This is a genomic window from Streptomyces sp. NPDC043876, from assembly GCF_056435825.1.
Genome location: NZ_JBWKDV010000004.1, coordinates 304,943 through 323,454 on the forward strand (window position 1 = coordinate 304,943; position 18,512 = coordinate 323,454).

18 protein-coding genes are annotated in these 18,512 nt (G+C 73.9%); 4 read left to right on the forward strand and 14 right to left on the reverse strand.

The annotated features are described in order from the left end of the window. Positions 1-72: 72 nt before the first annotated feature. The 4 genes from AC0693_RS15185 to AC0693_RS15200 all read right to left on the reverse strand — a co-directional run bounded on the left by AC0693_RS15185 (position 73) and on the right by AC0693_RS15200 (position 2,705). Positions 73-645: a hypothetical protein gene (locus tag AC0693_RS15185; RefSeq protein ID WP_469317234.1), complete on the reverse strand. Its 573-nt coding sequence runs from the start codon at positions 643-645 to the stop codon at positions 73-75. Between the two features lie 60 nt (positions 646-705). Then, positions 706-1,491, reverse strand: coding sequence for a TIGR04222 domain-containing membrane protein (locus AC0693_RS15190; protein ID WP_478802048.1), 786 nt, complete (start codon positions 1,489-1,491; stop codon positions 706-708). 52 nt (positions 1,492-1,543) lie between these two features. Beyond that, positions 1,544-2,296, reverse strand: coding sequence for an SOS response-associated peptidase (locus tag AC0693_RS15195; RefSeq protein WP_478802049.1), 753 nt, complete (start codon positions 2,294-2,296; stop codon positions 1,544-1,546). 82 nt (positions 2,297-2,378) lie between these two features. Continuing rightward, positions 2,379-2,705 (reverse strand): MerR family transcriptional regulator, encoded by a 327-nt coding sequence (locus AC0693_RS15200; protein ID WP_356415911.1) that lies wholly within the window; start codon positions 2,703-2,705, stop codon positions 2,379-2,381. A gap of 181 nt (positions 2,706-2,886) precedes the next feature. Between AC0693_RS15200 and AC0693_RS15205 the strand changes: the two genes are divergently transcribed. Then, on the forward strand, positions 2,887-3,261 hold the full coding sequence (locus AC0693_RS15205) for a hypothetical protein (RefSeq protein WP_356415909.1): 375 nt from the start codon (positions 2,887-2,889) through the stop codon (positions 3,259-3,261). An 84-nt stretch (positions 3,262-3,345) separates the two neighbouring features. On the opposite strand, the gene AC0693_RS15210 is transcribed toward AC0693_RS15205, so the two are convergent. From AC0693_RS15210 to AC0693_RS15230, 5 genes are all read right to left on the reverse strand, one after another. Then, complete coding sequence (locus AC0693_RS15210; RefSeq protein WP_356417103.1) at positions 3,346-3,672, reverse strand: SCO5918 family protein; 327 nt, start codon at positions 3,670-3,672, stop codon at positions 3,346-3,348. 64 nt (positions 3,673-3,736) lie between these two features. Continuing rightward, the gene (locus tag AC0693_RS15215) at positions 3,737-4,147 is read right to left on the reverse strand and encodes a CBS domain-containing protein (protein WP_469317237.1); all 411 of its coding nucleotides are present in this window, start codon (positions 4,145-4,147) and stop codon (positions 3,737-3,739) included. A 136-nt stretch (positions 4,148-4,283) separates the two neighbouring features. After that, complete coding sequence (locus AC0693_RS15220; RefSeq protein WP_478802050.1) at positions 4,284-5,855, reverse strand: DEAD/DEAH box helicase; 1,572 nt, start codon at positions 5,853-5,855, stop codon at positions 4,284-4,286. Between the two features lie 340 nt (positions 5,856-6,195). Next, positions 6,196-6,399 carry a cold-shock protein gene (locus AC0693_RS15225; protein ID WP_053678014.1) on the reverse strand — a complete coding sequence of 68 codons (204 nt, stop codon included), beginning with the start codon at positions 6,397-6,399 and terminating at the stop codon, positions 6,196-6,198. Positions 6,400-6,766: 367 nt separating this feature from the next. Further along, complete coding sequence (locus AC0693_RS15230; protein ID WP_478802051.1) at positions 6,767-8,068, reverse strand: pyroglutamyl peptidase; 1,302 nt, start codon at positions 8,066-8,068, stop codon at positions 6,767-6,769. Between the two features lie 63 nt (positions 8,069-8,131). Between AC0693_RS15230 and AC0693_RS15235 the strand changes: the two genes are divergently transcribed. Beyond that, entirely contained in the window at positions 8,132-8,827 is a 696-nt protein-coding gene (locus AC0693_RS15235) for a DUF4230 domain-containing protein (protein ID WP_356410315.1), read from the forward strand. 64 nt (positions 8,828-8,891) lie between these two features. Here AC0693_RS15235 and fusA read toward each other — a convergent pair whose 3' ends face one another. After that, positions 8,892-11,027 carry an elongation factor G gene (fusA, locus tag AC0693_RS15240; RefSeq protein ID WP_478802052.1) on the reverse strand — a complete coding sequence of 712 codons (2,136 nt, stop codon included), beginning with the start codon at positions 11,025-11,027 and terminating at the stop codon, positions 8,892-8,894. A 582-nt stretch (positions 11,028-11,609) separates the two neighbouring features. Here fusA and AC0693_RS15245 point away from each other — a divergent pair. Next, positions 11,610-14,267: a SpoIIE family protein phosphatase gene (locus AC0693_RS15245; RefSeq protein ID WP_469317241.1), complete on the forward strand. Its 2,658-nt coding sequence runs from the start codon at positions 11,610-11,612 to the stop codon at positions 14,265-14,267. Between the two features lie 130 nt (positions 14,268-14,397). Here the strand turns inward: AC0693_RS15245 and AC0693_RS15250 are convergent, their stop codons facing one another. The 3 genes from AC0693_RS15250 to AC0693_RS15260 all read right to left on the reverse strand — a co-directional run bounded on the left by AC0693_RS15250 (position 14,398) and on the right by AC0693_RS15260 (position 16,007). Then, positions 14,398-14,772: a peptidase inhibitor family I36 protein gene (locus tag AC0693_RS15250; RefSeq protein WP_356410324.1), complete on the reverse strand. Its 375-nt coding sequence runs from the start codon at positions 14,770-14,772 to the stop codon at positions 14,398-14,400. A gap of 234 nt (positions 14,773-15,006) precedes the next feature. After that, positions 15,007-15,345 carry a hypothetical protein gene (locus AC0693_RS15255; protein ID WP_478740108.1) on the reverse strand — a complete coding sequence of 113 codons (339 nt, stop codon included), beginning with the start codon at positions 15,343-15,345 and terminating at the stop codon, positions 15,007-15,009. Further along, positions 15,339-16,007: an FAD-dependent oxidoreductase gene (locus tag AC0693_RS15260; RefSeq protein WP_478802053.1), complete on the reverse strand. Its 669-nt coding sequence runs from the start codon at positions 16,005-16,007 to the stop codon at positions 15,339-15,341. Before AC0693_RS15260 ends, AC0693_RS15255 begins: the two co-directional genes overlap by 7 nt. 251 nt (positions 16,008-16,258) lie before the next feature. Between AC0693_RS15260 and AC0693_RS15265 the strand changes: the two genes are divergently transcribed. Next, positions 16,259-17,623, forward strand: a complete 1,365-nt coding sequence (locus AC0693_RS15265) for an FAD-dependent oxidoreductase (protein WP_478802054.1) — start codon at positions 16,259-16,261, stop codon at positions 17,621-17,623. Between the two features lie 83 nt (positions 17,624-17,706). Here AC0693_RS15265 and AC0693_RS15270 read toward each other — a convergent pair whose 3' ends face one another. Further along, complete coding sequence (locus AC0693_RS15270; RefSeq protein ID WP_469317246.1) at positions 17,707-18,486, reverse strand: ABC transporter ATP-binding protein; 780 nt, start codon at positions 18,484-18,486, stop codon at positions 17,707-17,709. Between the last annotated feature and the right edge of the window lie 26 nt (positions 18,487-18,512).

Below are 18,512 nucleotides of genomic sequence, written 5' to 3' on the forward strand. Positions count from 1 at the left end.
GGTGCGTACCGGGGCCCTCTTCGCCGCGTACGACGCCCCGCGCGGTCGGCCCGCGCCGGCATCGACCGGGCCTCAGCCGGGCGACATGCCCCGCTCGACGTCGACGGCGTGCCTCATGCGGTACTCGGTCGGGGCCACGACGGCCCGCGGGCACGCCCGGCACAGCGCCTCCACCAGCGGCCGGACGGCGGCCGTGGTCAGGTGCGGTGCCCGGTAGGTGCCGTGGACCCTCGTCCCCAGCTCCAGCAGCAGCTCCATCTCGTCGCTCTCGGTCCGCTCGTCGTCCTCGCCCGGCTCCACCAGGACCCGGCTGACGAGCCCGACCTGCACCGGGCGCAGCGCGGTGAGCGCGTCGAGCGGGTACGTGCGGGTGCGGCCGTACCGCTGCGTCAGGACCAGCCGTCCGCCTCCTCCCGGCTCCACCCGCACCTCGACGACCGACCGCCACACCCGCAGCCAGCGCCTCCCGGCCGTCGCGGCCAGGGCGAGGACCCAGAGCCCGAGCAGCAGGCCCAGCCCCGGGAGGAGGAAGGCGCACGCGGCGGCGAGCGGGAGCAGTACGCCGATGGTGACGGCACCGGGCTCCCGGAGCAGGGGCCGCGTGGCGATCCGCCGGCGGTACGTCCTGGTTCCCGTCTGGTTCATGCCCCCAGGATCGGCGCCCGCCCGACGGAACACCATCCCCCTGGGGGCCGGGTGGCTGGCTCAGCCGCCGCAGGACGCGAAGGCCTCGCCGGAGCCGCCGCCGCCCCGGTCCATGGGCTCCCTCGGCGGCCGGGTCAGCAGGCCGCTCTCCTCGGTGAAGCGGGGCAGTTGCGCGCGCAGCGCCGGGGCGCCGAACAAGGCGACGCTGAGCAGGACCCGCTCCGGCTGCCGCGCGGACGCCGACCGGACTCCGGCGTGTTCCCGGCGCAGCCGGGCCAGGAGCCGGGTGCCCTTGCCGGTCCGCCGGGGCAGCGCGCCCAGCACCAGGGCGGCGCCGTCCGCGAGGAGGGCGAGGACGAGCCACCGCCCGCTCGTCCCGCCGCCGATCGCCCCGACGGGCGCCGCGGCGAAGACCGGCAGCAGGACGGCGCGTACCGCGACCACCCTCCGGCGCGACAGTCTGAGCCCGGCCCGCTCCAGCTCGGCCGACTCCCGCTCGGCGGCCTCCCGCACCCGCTCGACGCGCTGGAGGAGGCACGGGTGCGTGCGGCCGAAGAGCACGGTGTACTGCGCCCGGGCGAGGGCGGAGCCACCCCGGGGCGCCCGGCTGTCGACGCGCTGGATCCTGCGGCCCCAGGCCGCCTCCACCGCGCCGGCCAGGTGGAGCTCCACCAGGGCCGTCCGCGCGGCCGCGCGCACTCCCCCGCTCAGCAGGGCGATCCCGACCGGCGACAGCGGCCGGTCGAGGGCCGGGCCGCGCGGGGTCCGCACGCCGGGCAGCCTCATCAGGGCGGCGGCGAGCACCAGCGACCAGGCGGCCCACACGGACGCTTCGGCGATCGTCATGCGCGTCCGACTCCCCTACCGCTGGGCCGACTTGGGGTCGTGCGTGCCGAGACTACCCGGGGGCGCCCCCGTCCGTCCCGGGGGGCGGGTCCAGGAGGTGGGGGCCGTTGTTGCGGACGCTGTTGACCTCGGTCGACACCGCCCGCACCGCGAGCCTCCCGTCGGCCGGGGTGTGCAGCAGGGAGCGCAGTTCGCCGGTGCCGTGCCGGGTGGGGTCGAGCCAGGCCCGGTAGTCGTCCGGGTGCAGGGCCAGCGGCATGCGGGGGTGGACGCGGCCCGCCTCGTCAGTGGCCTCGGTGGTGATGATGGTGCAGGTGGTGAGCCAGGCGGCCGGATCGTCGGCGTCCCGGGCCGCCGGATCGCGCCAGAACGCGTACAGCCCCGCCATGGCCATCGGCGCACCGTCCTCGGGTGCGATGAAGTACGGCTGCTTGTACGCCTTGGCCCGGCCGCTCGCGGGGACGGACCGCCACTCGTAGAACCCGTCTGCGGGCAGCAGGCACCGGCGCTTCGCGAACGCCGTGCGGTACGCCGGCTTCTCGTGCACGCTCTCCATCCGCGCGTTGATCATCCGGGAGCCGATGCCGGGGTCCTTCGCCCACGAGGGCACCAGCCCCCAGCGCATCGCCCGCAGCCGGCGCTCCACCGCACCGCTGTCCCGGTCCGCGTGGGCGAGGACGGCCCACACGGGATCGGTGGGCGCCACGTTCCAGCTCGGGGCGAGCGTCTCACTGGGGTCCCAGCGCGCTTCGAAGAGCCCGGCGAGGTCGGCCGGGGCACGGGTCGAGGCATAACGGCCACACATGGCGTCCACTCTGCCACCCCACCGCCCCCGGCCGCCCGCCCGACGCCCGCGCGTCGGCGCCCCCGGGCCCGTCACTGGCGCCTTAGGATCCACCGCCCCCGGCGGCCCGCCGGTATTCGGCGTTGATGCGCTGGGCCTCTTCCAGCTGGTCCTCGAGGATGATGATGCGGCAGGCGGCGTCGACGGCCATGCCGCCGTCCACGAGTTCCCGGGCACGGGCGGCGATGCGCAGCTGGTAGCGCGAGTAGCGGCGGTGTCCGCCCTCGGAACGCAGCGGCGTGATGAGGCGGGCCTCGCCGATCGCGCGGAGGAAGTTCGGCGTGGTGCCGAGCATCTCCGCGGCCCTCCCCATGGTGTAGGCGGGGTAGTCGTCGTCGTCGAGACGGCCGACTGGGTTCTCTGCTGTCACTTTCACCTCGTGTGAGTACCGCGGATGACGCGTCGAAGGGCCCTCGCGCCGTCCGGCACCCGGGCCCCGAGGGAAATTGAACACCATCTGTCCGGCTCCGCCGCCGTCGGCTCTCACTATCCGGGCTCCGGTGGCAGCCAGGGGGTGGGCCGGGCCGGTCCCCCGGCTAGAATCCGGGTTCATGTCGAACCCTGACGAACTGCTCGTTGCCATCGCCGCCAAGGTCGAGTCGGAGCAAAGCAATCAGATGTCACTGACCGTGGTCGCCGGTGGCGCCGTGATCACCGGTCGGCTCGCTCCCGAGGCCGTCTGGCGGCAGCGCGTGGTCGAGGTCCTCGCCGACTCCGACCGCCTCGGCCCCTTCGCCGGCCTCTTCGGCCCGTCCCGCGCGGAGCGGGGGCCGGACCCGGCGGGGTCACCGACCCACCTCCACTTCCACGTCGCGCGGATCCTCCAGGGCAGCACCGGGATCCCCGAGACGGGCGGGATGTACCGGGTCGCCCTCGCCGACGTGAGCGCCTGGACCGTGGGCGACTTCAACTACTCCGACCACTGAGCCCGTAAACCCGAAACGGGGGCCCCGGCGGCTTTCGCCGCCGGGGCCCCCGACACGGTCCGTCACACCATGGTGCGGTTGCGACTACACCCCGGCCGTCGCGCCGAGCAGGACGGACGCCCGCTGCAGCGGGGTCAGCGCGGGGGTCAGCCCCCGCAGGGGCGCCTCGACCGGGGAGACCGCGGAGCGGCAGGTGAAGCCGAGCGCGGTCAGCGCCCGGGTCACCTCGGCGGCGCTGAAGTCCCGGCGGTCCTGACGGGTGATGACGGCGCCCACCTGCTTGACCGGGTACGTACGGCGGCCGACGATCGCGGACTCGCCCGTGACCGGCTCGGGCTTGATGCCCTTCATCGAGGCGAGCACGCCGCTCTTGGTCAGCTCGAACGGGAAGCGGGCGATGACACAGCGCATGGGTGCCTCACAGGTAGGGGGAGACGGTCCGTCGCGGGACGGGCCGGGTGCGACGCGGAGGAAATCAGAGGAGCGGAGCGACCAGGACGCCCAGTGCGTGGCCGTCGGCGTCGACGACCGGCAGGGCTTCGAAGCCGCCGTCCCGCAGCACCCGCTCGGCGTCGTGCGCCGGGGTGGCGGGCGTGACGAACGGGCCGCCGTCACGGACGAGGTCGCGCAGCCGGACCCGGTCCGTGTAGGCGGATCCGGCCCGGAAGGCGACCAGCCGGGTCCGGGTGACCAGACCCGCGCACAGGCCGTCCTCGTCACAGAGGACGAGGTACGCCGTCAGCGTGCTCGTCATGACGGAGAGGGCGACCTCGACCGTCATGTCGTCGCAGACCTGCGGTCCGCAGGGCCGCATGGCCTCGGCGGTCGTCGGGGCGCGGTCCGCCGCGTGGAACCGCGGCGGCGGGAGCGTCTGGGTCAGGGTCAAAGATCTCTCCCGCGTGGGTGGCGACAGGCCGGGGGCCGGGCGTGGCGCGGGCCGTACGCACCGCACGGAGCGGTGCGGGCGGTTCCGGGCCCGGGTCGGGCGCCGTGCGGCTCGCACGGCGCCCTGCGGGGCTCTGCTAGGCCGCGGTGGCGAAGCGGGGCGGGCGCTGCGAGCCGCCGGACGGAGCGGCCGTCCTGCCGCCGCCGCGGCGGTCCTGCGCCGGGCGGCTGCGCCGTCCGCGGGAGGAGCCGGGGCTGCGCGGGGCGCGCTCCGAGACCGGGGCGGTGATGGTCACCGGCACGCCGGAGGGGACCTGGGCGCCCGTGACGCGGATCAGCTCGGCGTCGCCGGGGCGGACCGTCGCGGACTGCGGGGTGATCCCGGCGGCGGCCATGAGGCGCGTCATGTCCCGGCGCTGGTTCGGCGTGACCAGGGTGACGACGCTGCCCGACTCACCGGCGCGGGCGGTGCGCCCGCCGCGGTGCAGGTAGTCCTTGTGGTCGGTGGGCGGGTCGACGTTGACGACCAGGTCCAGGTTGTCCACGTGGATGCCGCGGGCGGCGACGTTCGTCGCGACCAGCACCGTCACGTGACCGGTCTTGAACTGGGCCAGGGTGCGGGTGCGCTGCGGCTGCGACTTGCCGCCGTGCAGGGCGGCCGCGCGGACACCGCTCTGGAGCAGGTGCTCGGTCAGCCGGTCGACGGCGTGCTTGGTGTCCAGGAACATGATCACCCGGCCGTCGCGGGCCGCGATCTCCGTGGTCGTCGCGTGCTTGTCGGCGCCGTGGACGTGGAGCACGTGGTGCTCCATCGTCGTGACCGCACCGGCGGACGGGTCGACGGAGTGGACGACCGGGTCGGTGAGGTAGCGGCGCACCAGCAGGTCGACGTTGCGGTCGAGGGTGGCGGAGAACAGCATCCGCTGGCCCTCGGGGCGCACCTGGTCGAGCAGCGCGGTGACCTGGGGCATGAAGCCCATGTCGGCCATCTGGTCGGCCTCGTCCAGGACGGTGATGCCGACCTGGTTGAGCCGGCAGTCACCGCGCTGGATGAGGTCCTTGAGGCGGCCCGGGGTCGCGATGACGACCTCGGCACCGGCGCGCAGCGCCCCGGCCTGGCGGTGGATCGGCATGCCGCCGACGACCGTGGCCAGGCGCAGCTTCAGGACGCGGGAGTACGGGGTGAGGGCGGCGGTGACCTGCTGCGCCAGCTCGCGCGTCGGTACGAGGATCAGCGCGAGCGGCTGGCCGGGCTCGGCGCGCTGGCCCGCCGTACGGGCGAGCAGGGCCAGGCCGAAGGCGAGGGTCTTGCCCGAGCCGGTGCGTCCGCGGCCCAGGACGTCGCGGCCCGCCAGCGTGTTGGGGAGGGTCGCGGCCTGGATCGGGAACGGCACGCTCATGCCCTCGGCGCCCAGGGCGGCCAGCAGCTGCGCCGGCATGTCGAGGTCCGCGAAGGACTCGACGGCCGGGAGCGCGGGGGTGAGGGTGACCGGCAGGGCGAACTCGCCCTGGACGGACGAGGAACGGCGGCCGAAACCACCCGGACGGCCCTGGCCGCCGGAGCGGGAGGGGGCGCCGGAGCGCCCGCCGGACGACGAGCCGAAGCGGCTGCCGCCACCACCCGAACCCGAGCGGGAACCGGCGAAGCCTTCGGAGCGGGAGCGGGAAGAACGGTCGGTACGGTCATTCCTGCGCGTGCTGCGGTTCATGCGAAACCTCCTCGATACGGCGCGCATCGAGGAATTCCCGGCAGCGGAAATCGAGCCGCACAAGGATTCACAAGAACGAGCCGAACAAAAGCGAATACGGCGCGGTCGGCGTAAAGAGCGGACCGCATGCCAGGAAAAATGCGCCACGCCGCGTGCCACCGGAAACGGGGATCGCGTGCGGGGAGTGGGGCCGAGGGAGACGTCCCGTCCGGCCGGTGTTCGACAGGGGTGCTGTCTCGTCGCTCACGCGGGCCGTCACGGCCGGCGGAGCGGGGGAAATGCAGCGAGCTGGGGCCCGCACCCCAAGGTGCGGGCCCCAGCTGCTCAGTACGCGTCAGCGTCAGGCGGTGACGATGTTCTCGGCGGTCGGGCCCTTCTGGCCCTGCGCGATGTCGAAGCTGACCTTCTGGCCTTCCTGCAGCTCGCGGAAGCCCTGCGAGGCAATGTTCGAGTAGTGGGCGAACACGTCAGGACCGCCACCCTCCTGCTCGATGAAGCCGAAGCCCTTTTCAGCGTTGAACCACTTCACGGTGCCATTAGCCATGTTAAATCTCCTTCGGGGCACAGCCCAGAGATCCGCACTGTGCGGATCTCGAGTCGCCACGATGATCGCCCCTACCGGAAACAACACCGGAAAAACAGAAACACTCACAGCCGACTCGTGAGAGTCAGGCCGGTGAGGCTCACAATTTTGGGAACCACAACTGCAACTGGAATGACAGTAGCACGCCGCAACCGGCCGGGCGCGGGGAATAATCGGGCCCCGGCCACCGCGCCAGAAATACTTACCCGGCCTTTCGTTGAATTCTGTCTCTGCCACCACAGGTTTGGGAAGGTGTGCGGCGAAGGGTTTCCGGGGTGGCCCGCACCGCTTGGCGGGCACGGCCCGGCCGTGCCAAGGGCACCGGCCCTCACGCCCCGCTCGCCGTCGAGTGGCGCAGCACCTCCCGCACCTCCGCGGTGATCGCGTTTTCGTTCCGCTCGAACTCCGTGTCGCTCAGGCGCGCCGGGTCGGCGGGCAGCCCCGAGAGCACCGGGGTGTGCAGGTGGCCGCCGGGCAGTCGGGGGTTCAGTTCCAGGCGGAGCCGGTTGGAGCGGTAGGCGACCTCGTTGGAGAGGTAGCCCCCGCCGCCGCCCGCCACGGCGCGGGAGCCGGGGGTCGGCCCGTCCTCGCGGTCCACCGTTTCCTCCTGGCCCGCGGGGATCTCGCTGACCTGGGTGTTCAGTCGCACCGGGTAGGGGCTCTGGACGGCCGTCATGGTGTCCGTGGGGAGGCTGGTGCGCAGGAATTGCGCCCCCGGGCCGAGGCCCGGCGCCGTGACGGGGTGCTCGTACGTGCCGCCCGAGAGGGCGTCGGCGTTGTCCGGGTAGGGGTCGGCCGACCGGGCCCGGCCGGCCCATGCCTCCAGCGTGAAGATCCCGGGGTAGCCCTGGCTGATGCTGGTGATCATGTCGGCGGCGCGCGGGCCGGGCGCGAGGCGGGGGCCGTACGCGCGCTCCACGATCCCGGCGTCGAAATCGGCGTAGCGGACGGGCAGGACGACGGCCCGGATCTCCGCGGGCGTGCCGTCGGCGAGGGTCACGCGGCGGCCGTTGAGCTGGAGGACCGCGGAGCCGGAGGGGTTGGCCCGGCGGGGCTCCGCGTCCAGGCCGAAGGGGTCGAACCCGCTGACGAACAGGCGCCGCACCCCCGCAGTGCCGCGGAAGTCGTTGGCGGTCAGGCCCCGGGAGGCGTCCTCGAAGCGGGTGCGCAGGGCCTGCCGGTCGACCGGGAACGCCGGTGTCCAGTCCGCGAGTTGGACGGTCATCCGCAGCCGGGTCCAGTAGAGCGGGCGGTCGTCGCCGGCGGCGAGGTCGCCGCCGGGGCGCAGGCCCTGGGCCCGGTTCACGGCGGCGCGCCAGAGCGCCTCGCCCCAGGCGTCGAGGAGCCGGCCCGCTTCGGCGGCGTCGCGCGCGGAGCAGAGGGCAGCCGGGAAGCGACGCACGAACTCGCCGAAGGCGGCCCGCTCCGTGAAGGCGGCGGTCCGCGGATCGGCGAGCCGGGCCTGCTCGGGGTCGGCGACGGACACGGCGAAGGAGGTGGCTGCGGGCCCGGCGGCGGCCTGGCCGGCCCGCCCGCACGCGGCCGGAGCGTCGGCGTGCGCGGCGGGAGGGAGGACCGCGGTGACGCCGAGCAGGGCGGCGACGAGGGCCGTGCGGCGTAAGATCATCATGCCATGTGACATTACATAGAAGGGGAGTTGGTAGGTCAGTCGATTTCGGGGCATCCGTTGGGCATGGACAAGTCATCGCTCGACACGGAGCCGCAGCCCGCACCCGCGCGGGCGCGCCGCCCGCGGTGGTGGGGGCGGGTCATCGGCGCGCTCCTGGCGGCGGCGCTCGCGATCACCCTCGTCCTCGGGTTCGGCCTGGTCTCCGGGATCGGCGGATTCTTCGACGGCCTCTTCGGCACCGAGACCCACGACCGGTCGGGGCCCGTCCTCCTCAAGTCCATCCAGGACATGCACCGTTACGAGGGCGCGGTCGGCAACTTCCAGGTCGTCGCCGACCTGGAGAAGGACGCCCCCTACCTCCCGGACGCGATCCGCGGCACCCGGACCCTGTACGTCGGGGCGGGCACCGTCAGCGGTTACGTCGACCTCGGCGCGCTCGACGAGCGCGCCGTCACCGTGAACGAGGACCGCACCGAGGCGACGCTGCGCCTGCCGCACGCCGCGCTCGGCACGGTCACCCTCGACCTCGACCGTTCCTACGCCGTCAACCAGCAGCGCGGGATCCTGGACCGGCTCGGCGACCTGTTCTCCGACAACCCCGGCGGCCAGCAGGCCGTACAGCGCCTGGCCGTCCAGCACATCGCCGAGGCCGCGCGCGACAGCGGGCTCGCCGCGCGCGCCGAGAAGAACACCACCACCATGCTGGAGGGCCTGCTGCGGTCCCTCGGCTTCCGGCAGGTCACGGTCACCTACGCCTGACCCGGGAAGGCACCGCCCGCCCGGCCCCCTCCCGCGGGGAATGACCCGCGGGAGGGGGCTGCGGCTACGCGGAGAGCACCCGCTCGCGCACCGCCGCCGGGACGGGCGCGTACCCGGTGGGCCGGGAGGTGAAGGTCCCCCGGCCCTGGCTCCGGCCGCGCAGGCGCGACGCGTAGCCGAACAGCTCGGCGAGCGGGACGGCGGCCGTGACCGTCGTGGTCCCCGCCCGCGCCAGCGAGCCCGACACCCGGCCGCGCCGGGCCGCGAGGTCACCGAGCACCCCGCCGACCGCCTCGTCGGGAACGGTGACCGCGACCTCGGCCACCGGCTCCAGCAGCTCCATGACGGCGGCGCGCAGCGCCTCGCGCAGCGCGAAGCGGCCCGCCGCCCGGAACGCCATCTCCGAGGAGTCCTTGGGGTGGGTCGCCCCGTCGGTCAGCGTGACGCGCAGCCCGGTCACCGGATGGCCGCCGAGGGGACCCTCGGCCAGCGCGTCCCGGCACCCGGCCTCCACCGCGCGGACGTACTCCTGCGGCACCCGGCCGCCGACGACCGCCGAGCGGAAGACGAGCCCGGCGCCGCCGTCGCCCCGGGCCTCCTCGTCCAGGGGCTCGACGTCGATCACCACGTGGGCGAACTGGCCCGCACCGCCGTCCTGCTTCACGTGGCGGTAGACCAGCCCGGACACCCCGCGGGCGACCGTCTCGCGGTAGGCCACGCGGGGCCTGCCGACCTCGACGAGCAGGCCGTGGGCGCGCCGGAGCTTCTCCACCGCCACCTCCAGGTGCAGCTCCCCCAGGCCCGACAGCAGGGTCTGGCCGGTCTCCCGGTCCGTGCGGACGGTCAGCGAGGGGTCTTCCTCGACCAGGCGGCCGAGCGCCGCCGAGAGCCGTCCGGTGTCCCCGGCCGTGCGCGCCTTGACCGCCACGGAGACCACGGGTACGGCGACCGCGGGCGGTTCGAGGAGGAGCGGCGCGTCCGGTGCGCACAGGGTGGCCCCGGCGCGGGTCGCTTTGAGGCCGACGACGGCCACGATGTCCCCGGCCACCGCACGGTCCACCTCCGCGTGCCGGTCGGCCTGCACGCGCAGGATGCGCCCGATGCGCTCGGTCCGGCCCGCCGTCGTGTCCAGCACGGTGTCCCCCTTCCTCATCGTTCCCGAGTAGACGCGCAGGCAGGTCAGCCGCCCGGTCGCCGTTGCGTTCACCTTGAAGGCCAGCGCCGCGAAGGGCGCCGACGGGTCGGCGGCGCGTTCCCGCGGCTCCCCGTCGAGCGTGCCGCGCACGGGCGGTACGTCCGCCGGTGAGGGCAGGTAGGCGAGGACGGCGTCGAGCAGCGGCTCGACGGCCCGGTCGCGGTACGCCGATCCGCACAGCACGACCACGCCCTCCCCCGCGTGCGTCAGCTCGCGCAGGGCGCGGGCCAGCGTGGCGGGGGTGAGCGCCGCGGTGGCGCAGTACTCCTCCAGGGCGGCCGGGTGCAGCTCGGCCACCCGTTCCTCCAGCAGCCGGCGCCGCTGCCGCGCCTCCTCGCGCAGGTCCTCGGGGACGGCGCCGACCTCGACGGGGCGCGGGCCGGGGCCGCCGGTCCAGGTGAGGGCCCGCATCCGGACGAGGTCCACGACGCCGGTGAAGCCGTCCTCCCGGCCGATCGGCAGCTGGACCACGAGCGGGACGACGTGGAGCCGCTCGCGCAGCGAGGCGACGGCCGCGTCGAGGTCCGCGCCGACGCGGTCCATCTTGTTGACGAAGGCGATGCGCGGCACCTGGTGGCGGTCGGCCTGGCGCCAGACGGACTCGCTCTGCGGTTCCACGCCCGCGACGGCGTCGAAGACCGCGACCGCGCCGTCGAGCACCCGCAGGGAGCGCTCCACCTCGTCGGAGAAGTCGACGTGCCCCGGGGTGTCGATCAGGTTGATCCGGTGGCCGTCCCAGGTGCAGCTGACCGCCGCCGCGAAGATGGTGATCCCGCGGTCCCGTTCCTGCGGATCGAAGTCGGTGACGGTCGTGCCGTCGTGGACCTCGCCGCGTTTGTAGGTGGCGCCGGTGGCGTAGAGGACGCGTTCGGTGAGGGTGGTCTTCCCGGCGTCGACGTGCGCCAGGATGCCGATGTTGCGGACCGTCGCGGTCGTGGCGACGGCTGTGGCGGTGGTGGTGGTGGTGCCGGTCGTGCTCGCGTGCGGGGTGCGGTCGGTGCGCATGGCCCGGGGCCTTTCAGGGTGTACGGCAAGAGGGCGGCGCGATGACGGGCGGTACGGCGGCGGACCGGTACGGCGGCGGACCGGTACTGCGGCGGGCCGGTACTGCGGCGGGCCGCTACGGCGGGCCACGGGGACCCGCGGGCACGCCGCGGTAACGGCTCGGCGGCCGCAGGGTCGGGAATTTCCGCGCCCTCGCCCGGACATCCGGTGACGGCCGCGCAGCGGTCACCGGGAGACGGAGGACACCAAGATCACGTCGTACCGCGACCGGGGGGCGCGGACGGCGGTGTGCTCACGCATGCCCGGCTCCCCTCGTTCGGTGGACCGGTCGCTCCGGTCGCTCGCTGCTGCGCGCACCGCGGTCCCGCGGCGGCGCACAGCAGCGAGTCTACGGAGCCGGCCCGGCCGCGGCACCGGATTTTCCGCCCCGCCGCGACGCGCGCGCGTCGCCGGCCGCGGCGCCGGGGCCGCACCGGACGCCGCACCGGGCGACACGGGAAAGGCCGTCAGCCGTACCCCGGGAGCCCGGCAGTGCTACAAAGGGTTGGTGGCCCATCCTTGCAACCCGTACCGGGGACGTCGGTGCGGTCACTGAGCCGGAACCGCCCGCGCAGCGTCGCCCGACAGGTATTCGTCCTCCAGGTGGCGATCGTGGTGCTGCTCGCGGCCGGCGCGGTCCTGGCGCTCCTGCTCCAGTCCCGGCACGACGTCGACCGCGAGGCCCGCAACCGGTCGGTGGCGGTCGCCCAGACGTTCGCCCACTCGCCCGGCCTGCGCGCGGCGCTCCGCTCCCCCGATCCCTCGAAGATCCTCCAGCCCCTCACGGAGATCACCCGCCGGGATGCCGGGGTGGACTTCATCGTGGTGATGGACACCCGCGGCATCCGCTACACCCACCCCCTCCCCGACCGCATCGGCAAACGCTTCGTCGGGACGATCGAGCCCTCCCTGGCGGGCCGGGTGCGCACCGAGAGCGTCCGGGGGCCCCTCGGCAGGGAGATCCAGGCGATCGTGCCCGTCTTCGCCGAGGGCGACAGCGGCCCGGTCGTGGCGCTGGTGTCGGCCGGACTCACGGTGAACAACGTCACCGGCGTCTTCGACCGGCAGCTTCCCGTCATCCTCGGCGCGAGCGCGGCGGGCCTGGCCCTGGCCACGGCCGGCGCGGCGCTGATCAGCCGGCGCCTGCGGCGTCAGACGCACGGCCTCGGACCGCTCGAGATGACGCGCATGTACGAGCACCACGACGCGGTGCTCCACGCCGTCCGCGAGGGGGTGCTGATCACCGACGGCGGCGGACGGCTGCTGCTCGCGAACGACGAGGCGAAACGGCTGCTGCGGCTGCCCGCGGACGCCGAGGGGCAGCTCGTCGGGCAGCTGCCCCTGGACGACCACCTGGCGGCGCTGCTGCTGTCCGGCCGGGTCGCCACCGACGAGGTGCACGAGGCCGGCGAGCGGCTGCTGGTGATCAACCAGCGGCCCACCCGCCCCGGCGGCGGCCCCGAGGGCGCCGCGGTCACCATCCGGGACTCCACGGAGATGCAGGTGCTGAGCACCCGCGCCGAGGCGGCGCGCAGGCGCCTGAAGCTGCTGTACGACGCCGGAGTGGGCGTCGGCACCACCCTGGACGTCGAGCGGACCGCCCAGGAGCTGGCCGACGTCGCCGTGCCGCGGTTCGCCGACTTCGCGACGGTGGAACTGGTGGAGGCGGTCCTGCACGGGGACGAGCCCACCAACGCCGCGCCGAACCTGCGCCGCACGGGATTCAGCGGCATTCGGGACGACGTCCCGCTCTACCCGCGCGGGAAGGTGATCGACTTCGCTCCGTCCACCCCGCAGGCCCGCGGCCTCGGGACGGGGCGGGCCGAGCTGATCCCCCGCCTCGCCGAGGCGTCCGGCTGGTACGCGCAGGACCCGGACCGGGCGCAGGCCATCCTCGACTACGGGGTCCACTCCCTGATCACGGCGCCGCTCAAGGCGCGGGGCGTGGTTCTCGGCCTGGTGAACTTCTGGCGCTCCGAGAAGCCCGAACCCTTCGACGACGAGGACCTGTCGCTGGCGGAGGAACTCGTGGGCCGGGCGGGCATCACCGTGGACAACGCCCGCCGCTACACCCGGGAGCACGCCCTCGCGGTGACCCTCCAGCGCAGCCTGCTGCCGCGGGAGCTGCCCGAGCAGAGCGCCGTCGAGGTGGCCCACTTCTACCTGCCCGCGCAGTCCGGCGTGGGCGGCGACTGGTTCGACGTGATCCCGCTGCCCGGCAGCCGGGTGGCGCTGGTCGTCGGGGACGTCGTCGGGCACGGGCTGCACGCCGCGGCGGCCATGGGGCGGCTGCGCACGGCCGTGCTGAACTTCTCCTCGCTGGACCTGCCCCCCGACGAGCTCCTCTCCCGGCTCGACGACCTCGTCCAGTACATCGGCCAGGGCGGCGAGGGCGGAGCCGACACCGGGCTGCTGGGCGCGACCTGCCTCTACGCCGTCTACGACGCGGTGAACCAGCGGTGCACGGTGGCACGGGCGGGGCACATGCCGCCGGTGCTCGTGCGCCCGGACGGTTCCGTGGAGATCCCGGAGCTGCCGGCGGGGGCGCCGCTCGGGCTGGGCGGGTTCCCCTTCGAGTCGACGGAGCTCCAGCTGGGCGAGGGCACCCGGCTGGTGCTCTACACCGACGGGCTCATCGAGGACCGGACCCGGGACATCGACGAGGGGCTGGCGCTGCTCCGCACCTCCCTGGCCGAGGCCGATCCCCAGGCGGGCCCGGAGGACACCTGCCGGTCGATCCTCAAGGCGCTGCTGCCGGAGCGGCCCCGGGACGACGTGGCGCTGCTGGTCGCCCGGACGTCGGCGCTGGCGGCCGAGCGCATCGCCGAGTGGGAGGTGCCGTTCCACGCGAGCGCGGTCGCGTCCATGCGGGCGCTGGCCGTGGCGCAGCTGGAGCACTGGGGCCTGTCGGAGCTGTCCTTCGGCACGGAGCTGGTGCTGAGCGAGCTGATCACCAACGCCATCCGGCACGGTGCGGAGCCGGTCCGGGTACGGCTCCTCTTCGACCGGGTGCTGACCTGCGAGGTGTTCGACGCGAGCAGCAGCTCGCCCCGGCTGCACTACGCCACCACGACCGACGAGGGCGGCCGCGGACTGTTCCTGGTGGCGCAGATCAGCCGGCGGTGGGGAGCCCGGTACACGCCCGAGGGCAAGGTCATCTGGTCGGAGCAGCCGCTGCCGGGGCCGCCGGAGAGCGGGTGAGGCCGGGACGGCCGACGGCCGGGTGCCGGACGGGACGTCCCGTCCGGCACCCGGCACGGGCCGGGGGACCCTGGCATTCATCGCGCCGTTCTGTAATTCAATTCTGGATTACAGTGGGGCGCCCGCGACGTTACTGGGGCTTGAACGAGCGGATCTGATAACTCCCCTGAAGGTTTCCGCTGCCGCCGGACGGGGTCGATCCCACGCGGTTGTTGTAATTGGTCCCGGTGTAGTACTGCTTCCGGTGGCCGGTGCTGTTTGCGACGGACCGGACGTTCTGGCCGTTGCGGATGAAGCTGCAGTTGTCGGCCGTGTTCGCGATCCGTTCGCTCTGCCACTGACAGCGGGTGCCGGTGCCGTCCCAGCCGCTGTAGATGCAGAACCAGCCGGTGGAGCAGTTGTAGGCGGTCGGGGCGGGCGGCGTGGCGGCCGAGGCGGCGGGGGCGGTGCCGAGGGCTGCCACCAGGGCCAGTGACGCCATGACGAGGGGACGGACGATGCGCATGATGAGAATGCTCCCTCTTCCATTTCGCAGGAAATGTTCCGCGGATCGCCTGCATCATGGCGTCGCCCGCGGCGCCGCGCCCAGGGCCCTTTTCGGGAAAGCGGTGAATTCACGCCGCCCGCGGATCCTGCGGAAGAACCCCGGACCAGCCGCGCAGCCGGTCCGGGGCATTCCCATTCCGTCCAAAAACCTCTGCGCCATACGGGTTTCGCCCCCGTTTCGCGCGCCCCGCGGTCAGCCCGGCGTGCGCCGGGGAGCGCGGCGCCGGGAGAGCGCCTCTGCGATGACCTTGCGCAGCACGGTGGGGTGGAACAGCGAGGCGGGCGGGGCCACCATGTTGACCACCCTCACGAACCGGGTCCACACCCGCGGGTCGCGGACCGAGACCGCGAAGAGGTGCGTGTTGTACCAGTGGGCGATCCGGGCCGCGAGCGGCTGGGCGTCCCGGTTCCACATCAGGTCGGAGTTGCTCGACAGGGTCCACGGGGCGACCAGCAGGCGCGCCACCCGCCCCTGGTAGCGCCGGCTCAGTCCGTCGAGGCCCCGCCCCTCGGACCGTAGCCCGCTCAGCATGGTCCGGAGGAGCTCGGGCCGTCGAAGTCGGGCGGGTTCTCCTCCGGCCGGTCGAAGCTCAGCGAGGTGTGCGTGATCCTCGCCTTCACCACGCGCTTGCCGGACGGGGGCACCCCCGCGTCGGCGAGCCGGCGGTCCAGACCGCCGGCCCGTCCCGACGCGTCCACCACCAGGTCCGCGTCCAGGGTCACGAGCTCTCCCGCGCCCGCGGTTGCGGCCTCCGCGGTACCGGAGACCCGGTAGGTGACGCGGCCGACGCTGCCGGGGCGGCTCATCACCAGCCCCTCACACCGCGCCGAGGGCACCAGCCGCACCCCGGGCAGCGCCGTCCGCTCCCCGTAGTCGAAGACGGGCGCCCCGAGCTCCGCCATCTCGGCGCGCAGGCCCGGGAAGAGCGCCTCCAGGACCTGCGACCCCCTGGCCAGGACGGCGTGCGCGTGGTGGCCCTGCGGGGCGTGCGGGTGGGCGCCGGTGTCCGCGTCCACCGCGTCCCGCTCCAGGATCACCACGTCGCGGAAGTGGTCGGCGAGCACCCGGGCGGTGACCAGCCCGGCGTGACCGCCCCCCGCCACGACGGCCCTGCCCCACCGGGTCCCTCGCGTGTGCGGCTCCGCGGCCGGGTCCGTGCCGGGGCTCGCGCCTGTACCCGTGCGTGTCTCCATGATCTCCTCCCTCTCGACGAGGGGTTACCCGACGGTTACGGCGCGCAACCGGACGGTAGTGCCCGGGGTCGGCTTTGCGGAGGGATTCGGTCAGTTACTGCCGTTTGCTTATGTCTGACATTCTTGTTTGGATTTGGCGGCGGGTCATAAGCGCGAGTTATGGACCCATAGATCGCCACCGGCTACCGGGGACCCGTCGAGCGAGCTTGTCTCGAACCATCCGTCCCCGTCGCCTGGAGGAACGTCTCCCCATGTCCCGCCCCATCCGCGTAGCGATCGTCGGCGCCGGTCCGGCCGGCATCTACGCCGCCGACGCCCTCCTGAAGTCCGACACCGCCCAGGACCCGGGGGTCTCCATCGACCTGTTCGAGCGGATGCCCGCGCCGTTCGGGCTGATCCGCTACGGCGTGGCGCCGGACCACCCGCGGATCAAGGGCATCGTCACCGCCCTGCACCAGGTGCTCGACAAGCCGCAGATACGTTTGTTCGGCAACGTGGACTACCCCGGCGACTTCGGCCTGGACGAGCTGCACCGCTTCTACGACGCCGTGGTCTTCGCCACCGGCGCGACGGCCGACCGGGCCCTGGACCTCCCCGGCACCGAGCTGGAGGGGTCCTACGGCGCCGCGGACTTCGTCTCCTGGTACGACGGCCACCCGGACGTCCCGCGCGACTGGCCGCTGGAGGCCGAGAAGGTCGCCGTGCTCGGCGTGGGCAACGTGGCCCTCGACGTCGCCCGGATCCTGGCCAAGACCGCCGACGAGCTGCTGCCCACCGAGATCCCGCCGAACGTGCACGCCGGGCTGGGCCGCAACAAGGCCGTCGAGGTGCACGTCTTCGGCCGCCGCGGACCGGCTCAGGCGAAGTTCAGCCCGATGGAGCTGCGCGAGCTGGACCACTCCCCCACCATCGAAGTCATCGTCAACCCCGAGGACATCGACTACGACGAGGGCTCGATCGCCACCCGCCGGGCCAACAAGCAGGCCAACATGGTCGCCTCCACGCTGGAGAACTGGGCCATCCGCGACCCCGGCACCCGGCCCCACAAGCTCTTCCTGCACTTCTTCGAGTCCCCCGAGGAGATCCTCGGCGCGGACGGACGCGTGGTGGGGCTGCGCACCGAGCGCACCGAACTCGACGGCACCGGCAACGTCCGCGGCACCGGCCGGTTCACCGACTGGGACGTCCAGGCCGTCTACCGGGCGATCGGCTACTACTCGGACGAGCTGCCCAAGCTGCCCTTCGACCCGCTGTCGGGCACGGTCCCGCACGAGGCGGGCCGGGTGCGCGCCGCCGACGGCGGCCACCAGAGCGCCGTGTACGTCACCGGCTGGATCAAGCGCGGTCCGGTGGGCCTCATCGGCCACACCAAGGGCGACGCCAACGAGACCGTCGCCTGCCTCCTCGACGACCACGCCGCGGGCCGCCTGCCCGGCGCGGCCGACCCGGAGCCGGACGCCGTGCCCGCCTTCCTCGAAGAGCGCGGGGTCCGCTACACCACGTGGGAGGGCTGGCACCGGCTCGACGCCCACGAGCGGGCCCTGGGCACCGCGGAGGGCCGCGAGCGCGTCAAGGTCGTCGAGCGCGAGGACATGCTCCGCCACAGCGGCGCCTGATTCCGCGGCGCCGAGCGGCGCCGGACGACATCAAACGGAATGCGCGCGGCGACCGACCCCAGGCAGCGCGGGGGGCCGTTCCGTCAGGGGCGGGCCGCGCCGCCCGCGGCCGCGGCTCCCGCCGGGACGGCCCGCGCGTCCGGCCCCTCACCGGTCTCCACCACGCGGCCGTCGCGCATCTCCACGACCCGGTCGGCCAGGTCCATCAGGGCCGGGTCGTGGGTGGCGACCAGGACGGTCACGCCCTCGCTGCGCACGACGGCGCGCAACAGCTCCATGATGGCGTGGCCGGTCTCGGAGTCGAGCTGGCCGGTGGGCTCGTCGGCGATGATCAGGTCGGGGTCGTTGGCCAACGCGCGGGCGACGGAGACGCGTTGCTGCTGACCGCCGGAGAGTTCCCCCGGCCGCTGCGCCGCGTGGTCGGAGAGGCCGACGAGCGCGAGCAGGGTGCGTACCCGCTCCTCCCGCTGCGCGGCGGGGACCTTGCGCAGCCGCATCGGCACGCCGACGTTCTCGGCCGCGGTCAGCACCGGTATGAGGCCGAAGGACTGGAACACGAAGCCGATGCGCTCGCGACGCAGGGCGAGCAGCCCGCTCTCGTCGAGCCCGGTCAGATCGGTGCCGTCGAGACGTATCGCACCGCGGGTCGGGGCGTCGAGTCCGCCGACCAGGTTCAGCAGGGTGGTCTTACCGGAACCGGAACGTCCCTTCAGTGCGGTCAGTTCACCGCGGGGCAGCGTGAACGAGACGCCGCGCAGGGCGTGGACGGTCTGCTCGCCGGTCCCGAAGCTGCGGTGCACGTCCTCGACCACCACCATCGGCGTGGCATCGCTGCGGTCCTGCGCGGTCGTGGTCACGGCCATGGGTCCCCCAAGGTGGTTGTCGATAT